Raw genomic sequence first — 18,754 nt, 5'->3', positions numbered from 1 at the left:
CACCGTTTCCGCCGCCCCACCCCGACAGGAGAATCCCATGCCCCTGCACAAAGGCCCCGCGAAGTCCGACGAGCGCTCCCTGTCCGTGAACCCCTTCTACGGCGAGGCGGACCCGGTCAGCGGTATGACCGAGGCCCCGCCCAAACACCGGCTGCCGGACGGGCCGACGCCGCCCTCGACGGCGTATCAACTCGTGCACGACGAACTGATGCTGGACGGCAACTCGCGGCTGAACCTGGCCACCTTCGTCACCACCTGGATGGAGCCGCAGGCCGGGGTGCTGATGGCGGAGTGCCGAGACAAGAACATGATCGACAAGGACGAGTACCCGCGCACCGCCGAGCTGGAGCGCCGCTGCGTGGCCATGCTCGCCGACCTGTGGAACGCGCCTGATCCCTCGGCGGCCGTGGGCTGTTCGACGACCGGGTCGAGCGAGGCCTGCATGCTGGCCGGGATGGCCCTCAAGCGGCGGTGGAGCGCACGCAATCCGGGCACGACCGCCCGGCCGAACCTGGTCATGGGCGTCAATGTCCAGGTCTGCTGGGACAAGTTCTGCAACTTCTGGGAGGTGGAGGCCCGCCTCGTGCCCATGGAGGGCGACCGCTTCCACCTCGACCCACAGGCCGCCGCCGAGCTGTGCGACGAGAACACCATCGGGGTCGTGGGCATCCTCGGCTCCACCTTCGACGGGTCCTACGAGCCGATCGCCGACCTGTGCGCGGCCCTGGACGGCCTCCAGGAGCGCACCGGCCTGGACATCCCGGTGCACGTCGACGGGGCGTCCGGCGCGATGATCGCGCCCTTCCTGGACGAGGATCTCGTATGGGACTTCCGTCTCCCGCGCGTGGCCTCGATCAACACCTCGGGGCACAAGTACGGGCTGGTCTATCCCGGGGTCGGCTGGGCGCTGTGGCGCGACCGGGACGCCCTGCCCGAGGAGCTGGTCTTCCGGGTCAACTACCTGGGCGGCGACATGCCGACCTTCGCACTGAACTTCTCGCGGCCCGGCGCCCAGGTCGTCGCGCAGTACTACACCTTCTTGCGGCTGGGCCGCTCGGGTTACCGGGCCGTGCAGCGCTCCACGCGGGAGGTCGCCCGGGGCCTCGCCGACCGGGTGGAGGCGCTCGGCGACTTCCGGCTGCTGACCCGGGGCGACGAACTGCCCGTGTTCGCCTTCACCACGGCTCCGGGCGTCGAGGCCTACGACGTCTTCGACGTCTCCCGGCGGCTGCGTGAGCACGGCTGGCTGGTGCCGGCGTACACCTTCCCGCCGAACCGCGAGGACCTCTCCGTCGTGCGGATCGTGTGCCGCAACGGCTTCTCCTCCGACCTGGCCGACCTGTTCATGGACGACCTGACGCGGCTGTTGCCGGAGTTGCGCCGGCAGCCGCACCCTCTGACGCGGGACAAGGAGGCGGCCACCGGCTTCCATCACTGAGGCGCTGAGGCACTGAGGCACTGAGGCACCGAACCGGTGAATCAGTGGACCCGAGTCCCCGAGCCTTCGGGTCAGCGGCTCATGCGCCCGAACCTGCGGACCGCCAGCGGGAAGAACACGGCGAGCAGGACCAGCGGCCAGACGACGGCCGGCCAGAGCTCGTCGGTCTTCCCCGCCGGGCCGAACAGGTCACGTACGGCGGTCGCCGTCCGGGACATCGGATTCCACTCGACGACCGTGCCGAGCCAGCCCGGCATGGACTCCGGGGTGGCGATCGCGTTGGAGAGGAAGCCGACCGGCCAGACGAGGATCTGCACGGCCTGGACCATCTCCGGCTTCCCGGCCACCAGCCCCAGCAGGATGCCGATCCAGAGCATCGCGAAGCGGAACAGGAGGAGGAGACCCACGGCCCCCAGGAAGGCACCGGCACCGCCCTGAGCGCGCCAGCCGAGCGCGTACCCGACGCCGATCAGCACCACAAGGCCCAGTGCCGACTGGAGCATGTCGGCCGCCGAGCGGCCCACCAGGACCGCGCCGTCGGCCATCGGCATGGACCGGAAGCGGTCGATGACGCCCTTGTTGAGGTCCTGGGTGATGGCGAGCATCGTGCCCTCCAGGCCGAAGGCCATGGTGAGCGCCAGCATGCCGGGGATCAGGTAGTCGAGGTAGTCACCGGTCACCTCGCGGCCGCCGCCGACCAGATAGGCGAACATCAGCAGCAGCATCACGGGGAAGACGAATCCGACCACCAGCCGACCGGGCTGCCGTACCCAGTGGGCGAGTTCGCGGCGGGTCATGGTCCAGGAATCGGTCAGCGCGTACGTACTCACACGGCCTCCTTCGTGCGGTCGGCCTGACCGGTCAGGTGCAGGAACACCTCGTCGAGCGTGGGGCGGCGCAGGGCCACGTCCTCCGCCTGGATGCCGCCTTCCTCCAGGGCGCGGACGACGGCGGAGAGGGCGGCCATACGGTCGGTGACCGGGGCGCTGAGCAGTCGGCGGTCGGGGTCGACGGAGATCTCGTCCTTGGCCATGGGCAGCAGGGCGAGCGCGGCGCCCAGCATGCCCTGGTCCCGCAGGACGACGTCGATGCGGTCGCCGCCGGTGAGTGCCTTCAGTTCGCCCGCGGTGCCCTCGGCCACGATCCGCCCGTGGTCCACGACGGAGATACGGTCGGCGAGCTGGTCGGCCTCCTCCAGGTACTGGGTGGTGAGCACGACCGTCGTGCCGGCGCCGACGAGGGAGCGGACCGAGGACCACACCTCGGCACGGCCACGCGGGTCGAGGCCGGTGGTCGGTTCGTCCAGGAACAGCACCTCCGGGTCCGTGATCAGGGACGCGGCGAGGTCCAGCCGCCGCCGCATGCCGCCGCTGTAGGAGCGCACCGGTTTGCGGCCGGTGTCACCCAGTGAGAAACGCTCCAGCAGTTCGTCCGCGCGCAGCCGCGCGCGGCGGGCGCCCAGGTGGTGGAGGCGGCCGAACAGTTCCAGGTTCTGGCGGCCGCCCAGTTCCTCGTCGAGCGCTGCGTGCTGGCCGAGCAGGCCGATGCGCAGACGGACCTCACGGGCCCGGCTCACCACGTCGTACCCGGCCACCTCGACTCGGCCCGAGTCCGGCCGCAGCAGCGTGGACATGATCCTGACGAGGGTCGTCTTGCCCGCGCCGTTGGGGCCGAGCACCCCGTGCACCGTGCCGCGGGCCACGGCGAGGTCGAGCCCGTCCAGTGCCTGTTTGTCGCCGTACCTCTTGCGTACGTCCTCGACGGTGATTGCCGCATCGGCCATGTACCGAACCCCCACGTGCCCTTAGTAGTCAAACTTGACTATCGCGCCAGACTAACTCGACCGATCGCAGTCGTCAAACTTGATTAGTGTCGGTCTCCGGGGTGTCGCTCCCCTGTCGCGTACGGGTTCTCCTGGCCGTGGGCGAGGACGCCGACGAACGGCTCGCCCTCGCCGGAGAACGTGTAGGCCCCGCCCTCGATCCGCTCGATGAGGCCCTGGGTCCACTGCGCGTCGGCGTCCGCCGTGTGCACCCAGAGGTTCATGATCTCGCCGATGTGCCCGAGCTGCTCCGGGCCCGCCTCGGGCACGTAGTTCTCGGTGACGGCCGAGCGCCACTCCTCGATCCGGCGGACGCGCTCCCTCAGCAGCGACACGGCTTCGGCGCGCGGCAGGTCCACGATGACGCCGAGGGCCGCCGACTTCACGTCCATCTTCTGGTCGTACGAGGTCAGCGACTCGCGCACCAGCCGGAAGTACTCCTCGGTGCCCCGCTCGGTCATCTCGTACTCGGTGCGGGGCGGGCCGCCCACGGTGGAGGGGGCGATCTCGTGCGCGTGCAGCAGTCCCTGCTTCGCCATCTGTTTCAGGGCGTGGTAGATCGAGCCCGGTTTGGCGGTGGACCACTCATGGGCGCCCCAGTACTCCAGGTCGTTGCGCACCTGGTAGCCGTGGGCCCGCCCGTGCTGACGCACCGAGCCCAGCACGAGGAGACGGATCGCTGACATGGCGTCCAGATTAGGCGGCCCGCAGCCCCGACGGACAACGGGCCGGGTGCGGGAAACAGAACCGGCCGGACCCCGGAGGGGGACCGGCCGGAACGGGGCAGGGGCCCGGCCACGCGCAGGGCCTGCCGGGGAAGGCGGACTAGAAGGGGAACGGGCTGCGGCCGTGCTGGACCGAGATCCACTTCGTCGTCGTGAAGGCTTCCAGGGTCGTCTCGCCGTTCAGGCGGCCGACGCCGGAGTTCTTCTCGCCGCCGAACGGCACGATCGGCTCGTCGTGCACGGTGGCGTCGTTGACGTGGAACATCCCGGTGACGATCTGCTGGGCGAAGCCGACACCCCGCTCGATGCTGCCGGTGTGCACGGCGCCGCTGAGCCCGTAGGGGGTGTCGTTGACGAGGCGTACGGCCTCTTCCTCGCCGTCGAAGGTGTTGATGAAGACGACCGGTCCGAAGACCTCCTGCTGGAGCAGGACGGAGTCGGCGGGCAGGTCGCTCAGCACCGAGGGCTCGACGAGGTTGCCGGTGGTCGTGCCGTGCAGCAGGGCGGTGGCGCCCTCGGCGACGGCCAGGTCGACAACGCCGGAGACGGCCTCGGCCTGCGAGGAGTTGATGACCGGGCCGATGAGGGTCCCCGGGTCGCGCGGGTCGCCGGACTTCAGCGTCTTCACCTTGGCGACGAACTTCTCGGTGAACTCGTCGGCGAGCGAGCGGTCGACCAGGATGCGGTTGGCGGCCATGCAGACCTGGCCCTGGTGGACGAAGCGGCTGAAGACGGCGGCGTCGACGGCGTAGTCCACGTCGGCGTCGTCGAGGACGACGAAGGCACTGTTGCCGCCGAGTTCGATGATGGACCGCTTGAAGTGCGAGGCGGCGACGGTGGCGACGTGTCGGCCGACCTTGTCCGAGCCGGTGAAGGAGATCACCCGCGGAATCGGGTGTTCCAGGAAGGCGTCGCCGATCTCGGCGATGTCGGTGACGACGACGTTCAGCAGGCCCGGGGGCAGGCCGGCGTCCTCGAAGAGCTTGGCGATGATGGTGCCGCCGGAGATCGGGGTGTTCTGGTGCGGCTTGAGGACCACGCCGTTGCCCAGGGCCAGGGCGGGGGCGACCGACTTCAGCGAGAGCAGGAAGGGCACGTTGAAGGGGCTGATCACGCCGACGACGCCGACCGGCTCGCGGTAGACGCGGTTCTCCTTGCCGTCGATCGGCGAGGGGATGATGCGGCCCTCGGGGCGCAGCGCCAGGTGGATCGACTCGCGCAGGAACTCCTTGGCCAGGTGGAGTTCGAAGGCGGCCTTGCCGAAGGTGCCGCCGGCCTCGTCGACGAGGACCTCGCTGATCTCCGCCTCGCGCTCCTCGACCAGCCGCAGCACCTTCTCGAAGACCGAGCGGCGGGCGTAGGCGTTGGTGGCGGCCCACTCCTTCTGGACGCGGGCGGCGGCGCGGTAGGCCTCGTCGACCTCGCCGACCGTGGCTATCGTGATCGACGCGAGCTTCTCGCCGTCGTAGGGATTGAAGTCGATGATGTCCCAGGACCCGGTCCCTGGACGCCACTTACCGTCGATGTACTGCTGGGCCAGGTCTGTGAAGTACGACGACATGTGATCCCTCAATCCCCTGCTGCGATCGGCTGCGATCGACATCACGATCTGATCACACGTCATCGTACGTGTGTTTCAAGGGAGTTGGGGCAACGCTTGGGGCACTTCTGGGCTTCCCGGGAGGAAACCCGGAAAGCGCCGCGCGAACGCTAGGAGAGCTGGATCAGCCCGCGCAAGAGGTCCCGGCTCTCGTCGGGGCCGGGGCTGTCCTGCTGGAGTTCCTTCAACGCCTGCTCGTACTGGGTGACGTCCTCGCGCTTGTCCAGATAGAGGGCGCTGGTGAGCTGTTCCAGGTAGACGACGTCCGAGAGGTCGGAATCCGGGAAGCTCAAGATGGTGAAGGCGCCGGACTCGCCCGAGTGGCCGCCGAAGCTGAACGGCATCACCTGCAGCCGCACGTTGGGCCGCTCGGAGACCTCGATCAGGTGCTGGAGCTGCTCGCGCATGACCTCACGGTTGCCGTAGGGGCGGCGCAGGGCGGCCTCGTCGAGGACGATGTGGAAGTCGGGGGCGTTCTCGGCGACGAGGTACTTCTGGCGCTCCAGGCGCAGGGCCACCCGCCGGTCGATGTCGGCCGCGCTCGCGCCCTTCATCCCGCGCCGCACGACCGCGTGCGCGTACGCCTCGGTCTGGAGCAGACCGTGCACGAACTGCACCTCGTACGCCCGGATCAGGGCGGCGGCGCCCTCCAGGCCCACGTAGGTGGGGAACCAGTTGGGCAGGACGTCGGAGTAGCTGTGCCACCAGCCGGCGACGTTGGCCTCGCGGGCGAGTCCGACGAGCGCCTGGCGTTCGGCGTCGTCCGCGATGCCGTACAGCGTCAACAGGTCTTCGACGTCACGGGTCTTGAAACTCACCCGGCCCAGTTCCATCCGGCTGATCTTCGACTCCGACGCCCGGATCGAGTAACCCGCCGCCTCGCGTGTGATGCCTCGCGCCTCACGCAGTCGCCGTAGTTGCGAGCCGAGCAGCATCCGCCGCACCACCGATCCGGGCTCTCCCGCGCTCACGTTCGCCAGCCTCCCCAACCGTCCTCAGGGCCCGCAGTCTGCCACTAAAACACTTCGAGCAGTACTCGTCCGATTACAGAGATGGAAAAAAGCCAAAGGGTACACGTGGTGCCGCGCGAGGGAAGGGTGAGGAGAAAGCAAGGGAAGTGTTCGCCAACCACAAGAAGATGGCGGAAAAAATGGCCAAGAAGCGGTACGGGCGGGTCCATTTCGGTCACGTGCACGTGCATCTGCCCTTGCATCTGCCCTTCGCATCGGAAACCATGGTCCCGCGCCACCGCTGCATCGCAACGACCGCGAATCCCGGGAGTGCCTCGCATGGGGACGAATGGATCGACCATGCTCGAGCCGTTACGGCAGGGCCTTCCGCCGCTTGATCCCGCGGCCGTGTCCGACGCGGCCTCCTGCGCCCTGCCGGCCCGCTTCGAAGCGGTGCGCGAGGCACGCCAGTTCACCAGGAGAACCCTGGGCCAGTGGGACGTGGGCGAGCGGTTCGACGACATATGCCTGGTCGTCTCGGAACTGGTGACCAACGCCCTGCGGCACGGACTGTCACCCGAGGCCGCTCCGCGCGTACCCGAGCAGCAGGCACCCGTGCGTCTGCACCTGCTGCGGTGGACCGAGCGGCTGGTGTGCGCGGTGCGCGACCCCAGTCACGACAGTCCCCTGCCGCGCGAGGTGGACGACTTCTCGGCGGAGTCGGGCCGCGGCCTGTTCCTCGTCGACTCCTTCGCCGAGGGCTGGGGCTGGCAGCCGCTGTCGCCGAACCTGGGCGGCAAGGTCGTCTGGGCGCTGTTCCGCCTGCACACTCCCGGCGAATGACGAACCGCGGCGCCTTCCGGTGCCGCGGTTCTACGCGCGTCACAGCCCCTTGTGCACCGTTTTTCCCGGCATGTCGTACGCCGGGACCGACCGCCGTCAGCCCGCGATCAGGTGGTCGAACTCGCCGTCCTTGATGCCCAGGAGCATCGCCTCGATCTCGGCCCGGGTGTAGACGAGCGCGGGACCGTCCGGGAAACGCGAGTTGCGTACGGCCACCTCACCGCCGGGCAGCCGCGCGAACTCGACGCAGGACCCCTGGGAGTTGCTGTGCCGGCTCTTCTGCCAGGCAACGCCGTACAGCTGTGTGGCCGCCATGCCGTTGTACACGTCGTGCCCCCCGTCAACGTCGTGGTCCACAGGTCGCTCCCTGGTGGTGCACTGGCTCGTGCGGCCATAGATGCCATGGTCAACTGTTCCGGATCATAGCCCCGTTCACGTGCGCCTGCATGAGCAGATGCACGTGCACGCGGGGTGCCTACGCGGTTACAGCTTTGACGCCTGCTTTACCGAGCCCAGGACGGTGCTGGGGCCCCTTCGCGCGTCTGCCCCGAAGCCCGCCCCGCATGCGATGACCGGTCTTCCGGGTGACCTGCGGCAGGGCGGTCAGGACAGGTGGTGGTACGGATCGAACCACTCGTGCACAGGAAGAGACGCATCGGGTGCCCTCGATGTTCCGTCGTCCCGGACACGGTTCGGCCGACCGACCCCCGTCGCGGGCCCCGGCGGGTGGCCGGATCACCCCGCCTGGGCGGACGCCGGCCGTCCACTCGGTGGGCCGTCCGGCCGGCGGGGAGACTCCGGCCGCCCCGCCACGGACCTCACGGCAGCCGTCCGCGCCGTGGCCTCCCCCGCCGCGAACAGGCCGGGGCCGCCGCCTCCGCCTCCCCGGCACAAAACGGACTCGCCCCCGTGAGCGACGCGGGCGTCGTCCACGGGGGCGAGGGGGGAGCCGTCTCCCGACGAGTGAGGGAAGGCAGCCGGTTGACGGATATGAGGGTCGGTCCTCCCGCCAGGACGACGGGACGCCGGGCGTGCTCCCCGTCGTACGAACAGCGAACAGCTCCTACGGTGATGAGGGGAGTGATCGTACGGAGGTGACCGGGGTTCGGCGGGGTGTCAGCGGGTGCTGTACGGCAGGAGCGCCATCTCGCGGGCGTTCCTGACGGCCCGTGCCAGGCGGCGTTGCTGCTGAGCCGAGACCCCGGTGACCCGGCGGCTGCGGATCTTGCCGCGGTCGGAGATGAACCTCCGCAGCAGCGCGGTGTCCTTGTAGTCGATGTACGTGATTCCGGCCTGATCCAGCGGGTTGGGCCGGTTCTTGGCGGGCTTGCGTTCGGTCTTGCGGGGCACGGGTCAGACCTCCAGAAGGGTGTCGAAGGCGGGCGGCAGCCGCTTCCAGGCGTCGCGCCCGGCGGCGTACTCGGCGTCGGTGAGCAGACAGGAGTCCAGCAGCTCGTGGAGTCCGTCGCGGTCGAGGCCGGGCGAGGTGAAGACCAGGTGCTGGCAGCAGTCGCCGTGCTCGGGGTGCCAGTCCATGGCGGCCGCGGCGCGGCGGACCGGCGGCAGCATCTCCCAGGCCGCGTCCGGCAGCGAGGCCAGCCAGGGGCCCGCGGACTCCACGCACAGGGCGCCGCCGGCCGCGTCCCAGTGGAGCAGCACGTCCGGCTTGTCGGCGAGCCAGAACCGGCCCCGGCTGCGGGCGGCGGCGCAGGTCAGGTCCTCCAGCGCCGCGTACAGCCGCTCCGGGTGGAAGGGGCGGCGGCGGTGCCAGACGAACGTGGCGACGCCGTGTGCGTCGGCCTCCGCGGGCAGCAGGGCACAGGCGGGGTGCTGGGCCGCGGCGGCGGCCTCCACGTCGAAGCCGGCGAACGCGGCTGCGGTGAGCGGCGCGTGCGGCTCCGGTGCGCCTGCACGTGCGGATGCGCCCGCCGGGTCCGCGAGGTGGCCGCCTCGCACGGGGACCCGGCGGGCCGTCGGGTGGAGCTGGGCCAGCAGCTCGCGGTCCTCGTCATCGGCCTCCGGGGAGTCGACGACGGCCAGGACGGGGGCGTACTCCAGCTGTCGGGCGAAGGTGTCGGCGACGGTCCGCCGGTCGGTGGCCGCGGCAGCGAGGCCGCGCTCGGCGAGGTCGTCGCCGTTGCCGAGGTACGGCAGCAGGAGCGCCGGGTCGACGGCGGTGATCACGCCGGTGACGGTGAGACCACCGGCGACGACCACCTCCGCCATCGCCTTGGGCTCGACGGAGTCCCACAGCTCGACGACCGCCAGCCGGGTGGCGGGGTCGTCGGCGAGGCGGAGCAGCTCGGGCACGAGGTCCTCGCGCAGGGCGCAGCAGGCGCAGTCGTTGACCAGCGGCGCCTCGCCCGCGGAGAGGATGCCGTCGGCGTCCCGGATCGTGCGGACGACCGTGCCGGCCGCCGCCGTCGCCAGGTCGTGGTGGAGGGCCACGCTGCCGGGGACGTCGGCGAGCAGCCGCGCGACGGTGCTCCGGCGGGCGTCCGCGTGCAGCCCGCCGACGATCACCACCGGCAGACTCACGCCCCTCCCCGCTTCCCGAACCGGCGCTCGAAGCGCTCCACGCGGCCGGCCGTGTCCAGGACGCGGGCGGTGCCGGTGTAGAAGGGGTGGCTGACGTTCGAGATCTCGACGTCGACGACCGGATAGGTGTTGCCGTCCTCCCACTCGACCGTCTTCTCACTGCTCATCGTGGAGCGGGTGAGGAAGGCGTGGCTGGCGGCGCGGTCGCGGAAGACGACAGGGCCGTAGGACGGGTGGATTCCCTTGCGCATGGCTGGTCAGCGTTCCTCTCGGAAGTCGACGTGGCGGCCGACGGTGGGGTCGTACTTGCGCAGGGTCATCCGGTCCGGGTCGTTGCGGCGGTTCTTGCGGGTGACGTAGGTGTAGCCGGTCCCCGCGGTGGAGCGGAGCTTGATGACCGGGCGCAGTTCGTTGCGTGCCATGCTGCTACCTTACTGAAAATGACTTCCATTAGCATCTTGGCTTCGAGGAGAGGTACGTCACCCATGTCCGCGCACTGCATGCTGACCGGCGCCCAGCCGGGCTTCGGCAACCGCATCTCCCACTCCCACCGGCGCACCTCGCGCCGCTTCGACCCCAACATCCAGTCCAAGCGGTACTGGCTGCCCAGCGAGGGCCGTCAGGTACGGCTGCGGCTGAGCACGAAGGGGATCAAGACGGTCGACGTGATCGGCGTCGAGGCCGCGGTCGCCCGGATCCGGGCGCGGGGGGTGCGGGTCTGATGGCGAAGAAGAGCAAGATCGCGAAGAACGAGCGGCGGCAGGAGGTAGTCGCCCGGTACGCCGAGCGGCGGGCCGAACTGAAGGAGATCATCCGGCGGCCCTCGTCGACGGAGGCGGAACGGCTGTCCGCACAAGGGGAACTGCGCCGGCAGCCGAGGGACGCGAGCGCCACGCGCGTACGCAACCGGGACCAGGTGGACGGACGGCCGCGCGGGTACTACCGGGCGTTCGGGCTGTCCCGGGTGAGCCTGCGGGGGCAGGCGCACGCGGGGTATCTGCCGGGGGTGCGCAAGGCCTCCTGGTGAGGTCCGGGGCTCGCGCGCTCCGGTGTTCCCGCCGAGGGGCCCCGGGGGCCTCCCCTGCGTGAGGTCCCTGCGGGTCCTGTCCCGTCCGCCGGTGTTGCCGCCGGGGCGGGCGTCGTCGCTTGCGGGAGTGCCCGAGTCGGAGATCCGCTGTGTGAGCCCAAGTCGGGGCTTCCTTGTGTGAGTGCCGGGGTCGGGGCCTCCCTGTGTGAGTGCCCGAGTCGGGGCGTCGCTTGCGGGAGTGCGCGAGTCGGGGCCTCCTTGTTTCCCGGCTGGTAGCTTGCTGACGGTCCTTCCGGCCGATCCGGCCGTCCGGCTACTGCTTGGGAGCCCGCAGTGACTTCGGCGAACTTCTCGCGCCCCTCGCCCGCCTCACGTCCCGCGCGCGGGACGTCCCGCCGAGGGGTGCGGGCCGCCGCCGTGACCGCCGCCGTACTGGCGGGGACGCTCGCGCTCTCCGCGTGCAGCGGCGACGGTGACTCCGACAGCTCGTCCTCGGCCACGCCGAGTGTGACGGCCGGCTCGGGCACCGGGAGCGGCGAGGCGAGCACGCCTTCGTCCCCGGTCACGGCCTCCGGTGATCTGGAGGGGAGCTGGCTCGCCACGGCGGACGGACGGGCCGTCGCCCTGATCATCACCGGGGAGCAGGCCGCCCTCTTCGCGACCGGCGGGACCGTGTGCAGCGGGACCGCCGGCAAGGAGGCGGACATGACGATGATCCGGCTCAGCTGCCCGAGCGGGACCAAGGACCGGACGACCGGCATGGTCGACTCCGCCGAGGGCGACAGCCTCAAGATCACCTGGGACGGGCCGGCCGGCGCGGAGACGTACACCAAGGCGGAGGACGGGCAGTGGCCGTCCGGGCTGCCGACGGCCGGTCTGGGATAGCGAAGCGATCACGAGGGCGGGGACGTGCGGCGGAGGAGGGCGTTCATGCGTGATGATCCTCCGAGCACCGTCACGTAACCGTAGGGACCACTCATGCGCGCCGTTCCGATCACCGTCACCGCCCTTGCCGCCGCCTTCCTTCTGACCGCCTGCGGGGGCGGGGACGACAGCGCCTCCGGCGACGGGGAGAGCAAGGCCTCCTCGGCGTCCGGCACCGCTGCCGCCTCCGGTACCGCGTGCGCCGCCGGTGACCTCACCATGGCGGCCGGTGCCGTGAACGCCGCGCCGGCCGCCGGGGACACCGGCAACGTGACCGTCACGGTCACCAACGGCGGCAAGGCGTGCACCCTGGACGGCTTCCCGAAGGTCGAGCTGGAGGCCGACGGCACCACCGCCGCCGTCCCCCACGACGAGGGCGCCCAGTCCCAGCCGCTGCCCCTCGCCGAGCAGGGCGCCGCCGCATTCACGATCACCTACGTCCGCGGCGAGGAGGGCGCGAGCAGCCTCGCCGTCAAGACCGTCACGTACGGCCTGCCGGACGCCTCCGCCACCGAGAGCCTGGACTGGTCGTACGGCGCGGTCGCCCTCAAGGACGGCGACAAGCCGGACGCCTCGGTGAGCGCGTTCCAGGTGGCGGGGGACTGATTCCGGGTTCGGCCGGGCCCGGTCACCGGTCCGTCAGGGCAGGTGCGGGCGGGAGTGGACCTGTGCCCGGTCCGCCGCTTCGGCGCCCTGCGTCCAGCCCGCCTCGTCGGTGACGCCTCGCAGACGGGTGGTGGTGGTCCGCGGGAAGAGACGGTCCGTGGCCGCTGTGACCGCCACCTCCCGCGAGGCCAGGACCGGGAGGAGGTCGGCGGTGACCGGGGTCCCGGCCGCGGCGGCCAGGCGGGTGCCCACGCGGTGGGCGTAGGCGGCCAGGAAGGACTGGCGGAAGCTCTTGGTGCGCTTACGGCCGCCCGCCCGCTGTGCCGCCTCGGCCTTCGTCATCGCGGTCCTCGCCTGCACCAGGAGCGAGGTGTAGAGCAGCTCCACCACCTCCAGGTCGGCCTCGAAACCGACGACCGTGGAGAAGCAGAAAGGTTCGTTCCACACGGCCCGGCAGTGGTTCGCGCCGGCGACCGCGTCCAGCAGCACCGCCTTGGCCTGCTCGTACGGCGGCTCGACGCCGATGCGCCGGGCGCCCGGCGCGTCCGGCGCCGGGGCCGCCGCGTCGAGCAGCGCCTCGTCGACGCTGTGCCGGGCCATCAGCTCCTGCGCCTTCGCGGTGAGCGCCTCGGCCTCCTCGGGAAACCCGGTCGCCTCCGCCTTCGCGAGCAGCGCGCGGATGCGGGTGAGCATGCGCGAGTCGGAGCGCGGCCGTCCGCCCGCCTCCTGGAGGGGTTCCAGGGCGGGCAGCCGCAGCAGCAGCCGGTACAGCTCCAGAACCGCCGTGGCATGGGAGAAGCGGTCGCCGGTACGGGGCGAGGGATCGGTGGGCAACTCTTCCAGCTGGGCCGTCCAGCGCCGGCCGCGGGCCCGGTCGTGCGGCGCCTGCGCACGGATCAGCGCCGACAGCAGTCGTACGTGGGCGTCCCCCAGGTCGCGGCGCACGAGCCGTACGAGGTCGGCGGGCTCCCAGCCGCGGCGCCAGGCGGCTGCCAGGAACTCCTCGCCGCGCCGGTCGAGTTCGGCGTCCGAGGCCGGGTCGGCGGCCAGCAGGGAGGCGCCGGTGTCGAGAGTGGTGTCGGTGTCGTCGTAGAGGGCTGCCTGGAAGGCGCGTTCCACGGTGCTGGGCGTGCTGCTCACCCATGGATCGTGCCACGCGCGCGTGGCGGCACGGGACTGTCAACCAAGAGTTGACAGTGGAGGGGTGTCAACTTACGGTTGACACATGACTTCGCGACAGGATCCCACGTCCTCCATCCGTCTCGACGACCTGATCGACGCCATCAAGAAGGTCCACCCCGAACCCCTGGAACAGCTCCAGGACGCCGTCATCGCCGGCGAGCACCTCGGTGACGTGGCAGACCACCTGATCGGTCACTTCGTCGACCAGGCCCGGCGTTCGGGGGCCTCCTGGACCGACATCGGCCGGAGCATGGGCGTGACCCGGCAGGCCGCGCAGAAGCGGTTCGTGCCCAAGGAGTCGGCCGACCTCGACCCCAGCCAGGGCTTCAACCGGTACACCCCCCGCGCGCGCAACACCGTCATGGCCGCCCACACCGCGTCCAAGACGGCCGGCAACTCCGAGGGTCTTCCCGCCCACCTCGTCCTCGGCCTGCTCGCCGAACCGGAAGGCTTCGCCGTCAAGGCGCTCGCGGCGCAGGGCGTCACCCCTCAGGCGGTGCGCGAGGCCGCGACCGCCGCGCTGCCGCCCGCCGCCGACGAGGTGCCCGAACTCGTCCCCTACGGCTCGGACGCCAAGAAGGTCCTCGAACTCACCTTCCGCGAGGCCCTGCGCCTCGGCCACAACTACATCGGCACCGAGCACATCCTGCTGGCCCTGCTGGAGTTCGAGAACGGTGAGGGCGTCCTCAGCGGGCTCGGCGTCGACAAGGCGGGCGTCGAGCGGTACGTGGCAAAGGCGCTGGCCGGCATCGTGGGGGCGCGGGAGGAGGCGGAGGAGGAGGACGCCTGAGACCGGCGGGCCCGGACGTCGCCCTGGCGCAACGCCTGAGACCGGGGCCCGGCCGTTGTCCGCCGACCATTGCCCCGAGAGCAACGTCTGAACCGGCAGGCCCGGACGTCGTCCTGGGAGCGACGGCGGAGACCTGCGGGCCCCGCGGTCGTCCCGGCGCGACGCCTGAGACCGGGGGGGCCGACCGTTGTCCCGGGAGCAACGCCTGGCACCGGGGGCCGGCCGTTGTCCCGGCGCGACGCCTGACACCGGGGTCCGGCCGTCGCTCCGGGACCTGAGGACGGGACCTGAGTATCAGCGTCGATGTCAGACCCCCCTGCGACACTCGCAGCATGGCCGAACGCTGGGCACTTGCTCCGGCCGAGGGCGGTGGCGCGGAGCTGGCCCCCCTCGGTCCGGACGGGCTGCCCGCGGGCCCTGTGGTCCGCGAGCCGGACCTCGCGGCGGCGGTCCGGTCCCGGCCGGACGTCGGCCGGTGGGTGTGGCGGTCCACGGCGGAGGTGTATCCGCGTCTGCTCGCCGCGGGGGTGCGAGCAGAGCGGTGCTACGACGTCGAGGACGCCGAGACCCTCCTCCTCGGCCACGAGGGGCGGCACGGCGAGCCCCGCTCGGCCGTCGCCGCCCTGGCCCGGCTGCGGGGTGGCCCGGTGCCTCCCGACCCGCCGCAGCGCGCCGCGGAGCCCGGCGCGCAGTCCTCGCTCTTCGAGCCGCAGGCCGCCACCCTCCCGCTGGCCGACCTCCTGGCGGTCTACGCCGAGCAGCAGCGACGGCACGACCGGGCGGAGCACCCGGAGCGGATGCGGCTGCTGACGGCGGCCGAGTCGGCGGGGATGCTGGTCGCCGCCGAGATGAACCGCGCGGGACTGCCCTGGAGCGCCGACGTCCACCGCGCGCTGCTGCACGACCTGCTCGGCGAGCGCTACGCGGGCAGGGGTGAACCCCGGCGCCTCGCCGAACTCGCGGACGAGGTGTCGGCGGCGTTCGGGCGCCGGGTGCGTCCGGACCTGCCCGCCGACGTGGTCAAGGCGTTCGCGCAGGCCGGCATCAAGGTCAGGTCCACCCGCCGCTGGGAACTGGAGTCGATCGACCACCCGGCGGTGAAGCCGCTGATCCAGTACAAGAAGCTGTACCGCATCTGGGTCGCGCACGGCTGGTCCTGGCTGCAGGACTGGGTACGCGACGGCCGCTTCCGCCCCGAGTTCCTCGCGGGCGGCACCGTCACCGGCCGCTGGGTGACCAACGGCGGGGGCGGCCTCCAGATCCCCAAGGTGATCCGGCGTGCCGTGGTCGCCGACCCCGGCTGGCGGCTCGTGGTCGCCGACGCCGACCAGATGGAGCCGCGCGTCCTCGCGGCGATCTCCCGCGATCCGGGACTGATGGAGGTGGCCGGCCGGGAGAGCGACCTCTACCAGGCCGTGTCCGAGCGCGCCTTCTCCGGCGACCGCGCCCAGGCCAAACTCGCCGTACTCGGCGCGGTCTACGGCCAGACCTCCGGCGACGGGCTCAAGAACCTCGCCGCGCTCCGCCGCCGCTTCCCGCGCGCGGTGGCCTACGTCGACGACGCGGCACAGGCCGGCAAGGAAGGCCGGCTCGTCCGGACCTGGCTGGGCCGGACCTGCCCACCCGCGGTCGGGGCCGGGGCGGACGCGGCGGAGGAGGCGGGCATCCCCTCCGGGGACGAGGATCCTCCCGAGGACCGCCCGTGGGTGCCCGGGTACGCCTCCAGCGACGCCCGCGCGCGGGGCCGCTTCGCCCGCAACTTCGTCGTCCAGGGCAGCGCGGCCGACTGGACCCTGCTGCTGCTCGCCGCGCTGCGGCAGACCTGCGCGGACATGGCGGCGGAGCTGGTCTTCTTCCAGCACGACGAGGTGATCGTGCACTGTCCCGAGGAGGAGGCCGAGACGGTCGTCGCCGCGATCCGGGAGGCGTCCGACCTGGCCGGACGGCTCACGTTCGGACAGACGCCGGTGCGGTTCCCGTTCACCACGGCGGTCGTGGAGTGCTATGCCGACGCCAAGTGATCACCGCTCCCCGGCGAGCAGTTCCCTCAGCTCCCCCACCACGGCGTTCTCGTCCGTGCCGGCCAGCGCGGCCAGCGCCCGCCGCCACTCGTCCGCCGCCCGCTCCGGCCTGCCCTGCTCACGCAGCAGAAGACCGTGCTGGTGGCGGGCCAGGGCGCCGGTGTAGCAGTCGGCGCGGGCGTCGGCGCGGCGCAGCAGCTCGGCGCACTCACGGACGGCGGACTCGGTGCGGCCCAGCAGGCGCAGCGCACGGACCAGGCCGAGCCGGGACTGGGACTCGCCGTGCCAGTCGCCGTGGCCCCCGAGAATGAGCAGGCTCTCCTCGAAGTGCGGGCGGGCGGCGGCCGGTTCACCGAGGGTGAGATGCGCGTAGCCGATGTTGCAGTGCGCCGAGTGCTGCACGAGTACGGCCCCGATCTCGTCCCCGATGGCGAGCGAGAGCCGGTGCTGCTCGATGGCGGCACGCGGGTCGGTGTGCTCGTACAGGTTGCCGAGGTGGCTGTGGGTGACGGCCTGGCCGTGCCGGTCGCCGAGCCGGCGCGAGTACTCCAGGCTCTGCCGCAGGGCGAGGCCGGACTCCGCGTAGCGGCCGAGGCCCTCAAGGAGCAGGCCCCGGTTGTTGAGGCAGCGCCGGATCCAGGAGAGCCGGTCGAGGCGACGCCAGATCCTCAGGGCCCGGTCGGTGAGGGCGAGGGCGTCCTTCTGGCGGCCGGTCAGGAAGTGCAGGCCCGCGAGATCGCCCAGCGCGTAGGCCTCGGCGGCCTCGTCTGCGAGCCGCCGCGCCACCCGTAGGGCGGTCCGCCCGAGCACGTCCATCTCGGCGACCCGGCCGCTGCGGTGGAGGTAGGGGAAGAGCAGGCGCAGGAGGGTGGAGACGAGGGGGGCGTGGTGGTCGGCATCGCCGTGGGTGCCGGTATCACCCTGGGCGGCGGCATCGCCGTGGGCGGCGGCATCGCCGTGGGCGGCGGCATCGCCGTGCGCCTTGGCAACGCCGTGGGTGCCGGCATCATCCTGTGCCTCGGCAACGCCGTGCGGGTGGTTCGTGCCGTGCTCCACCAGCGCGACGATGTTCTCCAGTTCGCTGTCGGCCCAGGCGAAGGCCTCCTCGGGGCCGGCGAAGGGCGGCACGTCGCGCGCCTGGTCCGCGTGTCCGGGCGGCTGGGCGGTGGTGGGCCGGCGGCGGTCGTCCTGGTCGGGGCCCGGTTCGACGATGGCCGTGAGGGCCCGTTCGGCGACGGCGGCGTACCAGCGCAGGGCGGCCGTCCTCGGGGAGTCGTTGTCGACGACGCCGTCGGTGCCCGCGCCGCCCTTCGCCAGTTCGCGTGCGAAGTCCCGCACCAGGTCGTGGGGGGTGTAGCGGCCGTACGCCGTCTCCTCCAGGAGGGCGACGTCGACGAGGCGGTCGAGGGCCGCCCCGGCGCGGCGGGCGTCGGTGCCGGTGAGGCGGGCGAGCAGCGGAACGCCGTAGGAGGGGAGGTCGAGGGCGCCGATGTGGCGGAGCGCGAGGGCTGCGTCGCGGTCGGCCTCGCGCTCGGAGGCGGCGAGCGCGTCGTGCGCGACGGCGAGGGAACGGCGCACGCTGAGGTCGTCGTACTCCAGGTGGTGCAACCGGTACCGGGTCTCGGCGAGTTGGCCCGCCAGGGCGTCGGGGGTGAGGGCCCGGCGCGCGGCGAGGCGGGCGGCGACCACGCGCAGGGCGAGCGGGAGACGGCCGGTGAGGCCGACGAGCGGGTGCCCGGGGCCGAGACCGTCGCGTCCCGACACCGCGCGGAGCAGGGCGGCGCTCTCCTCGTCGGACAGGGGCGCCAGGGGGAAACGGTGGGCACTGTCGAGGGCGGTGAGCAGGGAGCGGCTGGTGACGATCACCGCGCAGCCGGGGCCGGCCGGGAGCAGCGGGCGTACTTGCGCGGCGTGTGCGGCGTCGTCCAGCACGAGGAGCGTGCGGGTCGGCGCGAGCAGGGTGCGGAGCAATGCGGCTGCCGCGTCGGGGGGTTCGGGGATGTGCCGGGGGTCGGTGCCGAGGTCGCGGAGGAGGGCGGCGAGGGCCTGGCCTGCGGTGAGGGGGGTCATGCCCGGGGTGGCCCCGTGCAGGTTGATGTAGAGCTGACCGTCGGGGAAACGTTCCTTCAGGGCGTGGGCCACATGCAGGGCGACGGCGCTCTTGCCCACGCCGGCCATGCCGCTGATGACGGTGAGCGCGCCCGCGCCGGGCAGCGGCTCCGTGGTGAGCGTGCGGTGAAGGGAGCGGAGGGTGGCGGTACGGCCCGTGAAGTGGGCAGGAGGCGGGG

The 18,754-nt window shown here is 71.9% G+C and carries 20 protein-coding genes; 8 read left to right on the top strand and 12 right to left on the bottom strand.

Annotation, left to right across the window (positions count from 1 at the left end):
* Positions 1-37: 37 nt before the first annotated feature.
* On the top strand, positions 38-1,438 hold the full coding sequence (locus P1P75_RS13620) for a glutamate decarboxylase (RefSeq protein ID WP_319254989.1): 1,401 nt from the start codon (positions 38-40) through the stop codon (positions 1,436-1,438).
* Positions 1,439-1,509: 71 nt separating this feature from the next.
* On the opposite strand, the gene P1P75_RS13615 is transcribed toward P1P75_RS13620, so the two are convergent.
* From P1P75_RS13615 to P1P75_RS13595, 5 genes are all read right to left on the bottom strand, one after another.
* Positions 1,510-2,268 (bottom strand): ABC transporter permease, encoded by a 759-nt coding sequence (locus P1P75_RS13615; protein WP_319254987.1) that lies wholly within the window; start codon positions 2,266-2,268, stop codon positions 1,510-1,512.
* Entirely contained in the window at positions 2,265-3,221 is a 957-nt protein-coding gene (locus P1P75_RS13610) for an ATP-binding cassette domain-containing protein (protein ID WP_319254985.1), read from the bottom strand. The genes P1P75_RS13615 and P1P75_RS13610 overlap by 4 nt, the downstream gene beginning before the upstream one ends.
* Positions 3,222-3,304: 83 nt before the next feature.
* Positions 3,305-3,946 carry a PadR family transcriptional regulator gene (locus tag P1P75_RS13605; protein ID WP_319254983.1) on the bottom strand — a complete coding sequence of 214 codons (642 nt, stop codon included), beginning with the start codon at positions 3,944-3,946 and terminating at the stop codon, positions 3,305-3,307.
* A gap of 139 nt (positions 3,947-4,085) precedes the next feature.
* On the bottom strand, positions 4,086-5,546 hold the full coding sequence (locus tag P1P75_RS13600) for an aldehyde dehydrogenase family protein (protein ID WP_319254981.1): 1,461 nt from the start codon (positions 5,544-5,546) through the stop codon (positions 4,086-4,088).
* A gap of 149 nt (positions 5,547-5,695) precedes the next feature.
* A complete protein-coding gene (locus P1P75_RS13595; RefSeq protein WP_319255024.1) occupies positions 5,696-6,520 on the bottom strand; it encodes a helix-turn-helix transcriptional regulator in 825 nt (274 codons plus the stop codon).
* Positions 6,521-6,895: 375 nt separating this feature from the next.
* On the opposite strand from P1P75_RS13595, the gene P1P75_RS13590 reads away from it, so the two are divergent.
* Positions 6,896-7,378, top strand: a complete 483-nt coding sequence (locus tag P1P75_RS13590; RefSeq protein ID WP_319254979.1) for an ATP-binding protein — start codon at positions 6,896-6,898, stop codon at positions 7,376-7,378.
* Between the two features lie 96 nt (positions 7,379-7,474).
* Here the strand turns inward: P1P75_RS13590 and P1P75_RS13585 are convergent, their stop codons facing one another.
* From P1P75_RS13585 to rpmG, 5 genes are all read right to left on the bottom strand, one after another.
* Complete coding sequence (locus P1P75_RS13585) at positions 7,475-7,735, bottom strand: DUF397 domain-containing protein (protein ID WP_319254977.1); 261 nt, start codon at positions 7,733-7,735, stop codon at positions 7,475-7,477.
* Between the two features lie 759 nt (positions 7,736-8,494).
* The gene (rpsR, locus tag P1P75_RS13580) at positions 8,495-8,728 is read right to left on the bottom strand and encodes a 30S ribosomal protein S18 (protein ID WP_319254975.1); all 234 of its coding nucleotides are present in this window, start codon (positions 8,726-8,728) and stop codon (positions 8,495-8,497) included.
* Between the two features lie 3 nt (positions 8,729-8,731).
* The gene (locus P1P75_RS13575) at positions 8,732-9,916 is read right to left on the bottom strand and encodes a GTP-binding protein (RefSeq protein WP_319254973.1); all 1,185 of its coding nucleotides are present in this window, start codon (positions 9,914-9,916) and stop codon (positions 8,732-8,734) included.
* Positions 9,913-10,167: a type B 50S ribosomal protein L31 gene (locus tag P1P75_RS13570; protein ID WP_319254971.1), complete on the bottom strand. Its 255-nt coding sequence runs from the start codon at positions 10,165-10,167 to the stop codon at positions 9,913-9,915. The genes P1P75_RS13575 and P1P75_RS13570 overlap by 4 nt, the downstream gene beginning before the upstream one ends.
* A 6-nt stretch (positions 10,168-10,173) precedes the next feature.
* A complete protein-coding gene (rpmG, locus tag P1P75_RS13565) occupies positions 10,174-10,338 on the bottom strand; it encodes a 50S ribosomal protein L33 (RefSeq protein ID WP_073495654.1) in 165 nt (54 codons plus the stop codon).
* Between the two features lie 63 nt (positions 10,339-10,401).
* On the opposite strand from rpmG, the gene rpmB reads away from it, so the two are divergent.
* From rpmB to P1P75_RS13545, 4 genes are all read left to right on the top strand, one after another.
* Positions 10,402-10,638 (top strand): 50S ribosomal protein L28, encoded by a 237-nt coding sequence (gene rpmB, locus P1P75_RS13560; protein WP_073495651.1) that lies wholly within the window; start codon positions 10,402-10,404, stop codon positions 10,636-10,638.
* Positions 10,638-10,943: a 30S ribosomal protein S14 gene (gene rpsN, locus P1P75_RS13555; RefSeq protein ID WP_319254967.1), complete on the top strand. Its 306-nt coding sequence runs from the start codon at positions 10,638-10,640 to the stop codon at positions 10,941-10,943. The genes rpmB and rpsN overlap by 1 nt, the downstream gene beginning before the upstream one ends.
* A 333-nt stretch (positions 10,944-11,276) precedes the next feature.
* Positions 11,277-11,828, top strand: coding sequence for a hypothetical protein (locus P1P75_RS13550; protein WP_319254965.1), 552 nt, complete (start codon positions 11,277-11,279; stop codon positions 11,826-11,828).
* 93 nt (positions 11,829-11,921) lie between these two features.
* On the top strand, positions 11,922-12,473 hold the full coding sequence (locus tag P1P75_RS13545) for a DUF4232 domain-containing protein (RefSeq protein ID WP_319254963.1): 552 nt from the start codon (positions 11,922-11,924) through the stop codon (positions 12,471-12,473).
* A 33-nt stretch (positions 12,474-12,506) separates the two neighbouring features.
* Here P1P75_RS13545 and P1P75_RS13540 read toward each other — a convergent pair whose 3' ends face one another.
* A complete protein-coding gene (locus tag P1P75_RS13540) occupies positions 12,507-13,613 on the bottom strand; it encodes a DUF2786 domain-containing protein (RefSeq protein WP_319254959.1) in 1,107 nt (368 codons plus the stop codon).
* An 85-nt stretch (positions 13,614-13,698) separates the two neighbouring features.
* On the opposite strand from P1P75_RS13540, the gene P1P75_RS13535 reads away from it, so the two are divergent.
* Entirely contained in the window at positions 13,699-14,445 is a 747-nt protein-coding gene (locus P1P75_RS13535) for a Clp protease N-terminal domain-containing protein (RefSeq protein WP_319254957.1), read from the top strand.
* Positions 14,446-14,777: 332 nt separating this feature from the next.
* Positions 14,778-16,466, top strand: coding sequence for a bifunctional 3'-5' exonuclease/DNA polymerase (locus tag P1P75_RS13530; RefSeq protein WP_319254955.1), 1,689 nt, complete (start codon positions 14,778-14,780; stop codon positions 16,464-16,466).
* On the opposite strand, the gene P1P75_RS13525 is transcribed toward P1P75_RS13530, so the two are convergent.
* The coding region (locus P1P75_RS13525; protein ID WP_319254952.1) for an AAA family ATPase at positions 16,467-18,754 on the bottom strand (2,288 nt) is incomplete at its 5' end.

Source organism: Streptomyces sp. ID05-39B (assembly GCF_033794725.1).
GTDB classification, from domain to species: Bacteria; Actinomycetota; Actinomycetes; order Streptomycetales; family Streptomycetaceae; genus Streptomyces; species Streptomyces bobili.
The sequence above is the reverse complement of the archived record's forward strand: the minus strand, read 5'-3'. Positions and strand labels throughout refer to the sequence as shown.

Coding starts and splice junctions, on each gene's coding strand:
- P1P75_RS13610 (WP_319254985.1), bottom strand. CDS start 3,221: ATGGCCGATGCGGCAATCACCGTCGAGGACGTACGCAAGAGGTACGGC.
- P1P75_RS13620 (WP_319254989.1), top strand. CDS start 38: ATGCCCCTGCACAAAGGCCCCGCGAAGTCCGACGAGCGCTCCCTGTCC.
- rpmG (WP_073495654.1), bottom strand. CDS start 10,338: ATGGCACGCAACGAACTGCGCCCGGTCATCAAGCTCCGCTCCACCGCG.
- P1P75_RS13590 (WP_319254979.1), top strand. CDS start 6,896: ATGCTCGAGCCGTTACGGCAGGGCCTTCCGCCGCTTGATCCCGCGGCC.
- P1P75_RS13545 (WP_319254963.1), top strand. CDS start 11,922: ATGCGCGCCGTTCCGATCACCGTCACCGCCCTTGCCGCCGCCTTCCTT.
- rpsN (WP_319254967.1), top strand. CDS start 10,638: ATGGCGAAGAAGAGCAAGATCGCGAAGAACGAGCGGCGGCAGGAGGTA.
- P1P75_RS13535 (WP_319254957.1), top strand. CDS start 13,699: ATGACTTCGCGACAGGATCCCACGTCCTCCATCCGTCTCGACGACCTG.
- P1P75_RS13600 (WP_319254981.1), bottom strand. CDS start 5,546: ATGTCGTCGTACTTCACAGACCTGGCCCAGCAGTACATCGACGGTAAG.
- P1P75_RS13595 (WP_319255024.1), bottom strand. CDS start 6,520: ATGCTGCTCGGCTCGCAACTACGGCGACTGCGTGAGGCGCGAGGCATC.
- P1P75_RS13570 (WP_319254971.1), bottom strand. CDS start 10,167: ATGCGCAAGGGAATCCACCCGTCCTACGGCCCTGTCGTCTTCCGCGAC.
- P1P75_RS13605 (WP_319254983.1), bottom strand. CDS start 3,946: ATGTCAGCGATCCGTCTCCTCGTGCTGGGCTCGGTGCGTCAGCACGGG.
- rpmB (WP_073495651.1), top strand. CDS start 10,402: ATGTCCGCGCACTGCATGCTGACCGGCGCCCAGCCGGGCTTCGGCAAC.
- P1P75_RS13530 (WP_319254955.1), top strand. CDS start 14,778: ATGGCCGAACGCTGGGCACTTGCTCCGGCCGAGGGCGGTGGCGCGGAG.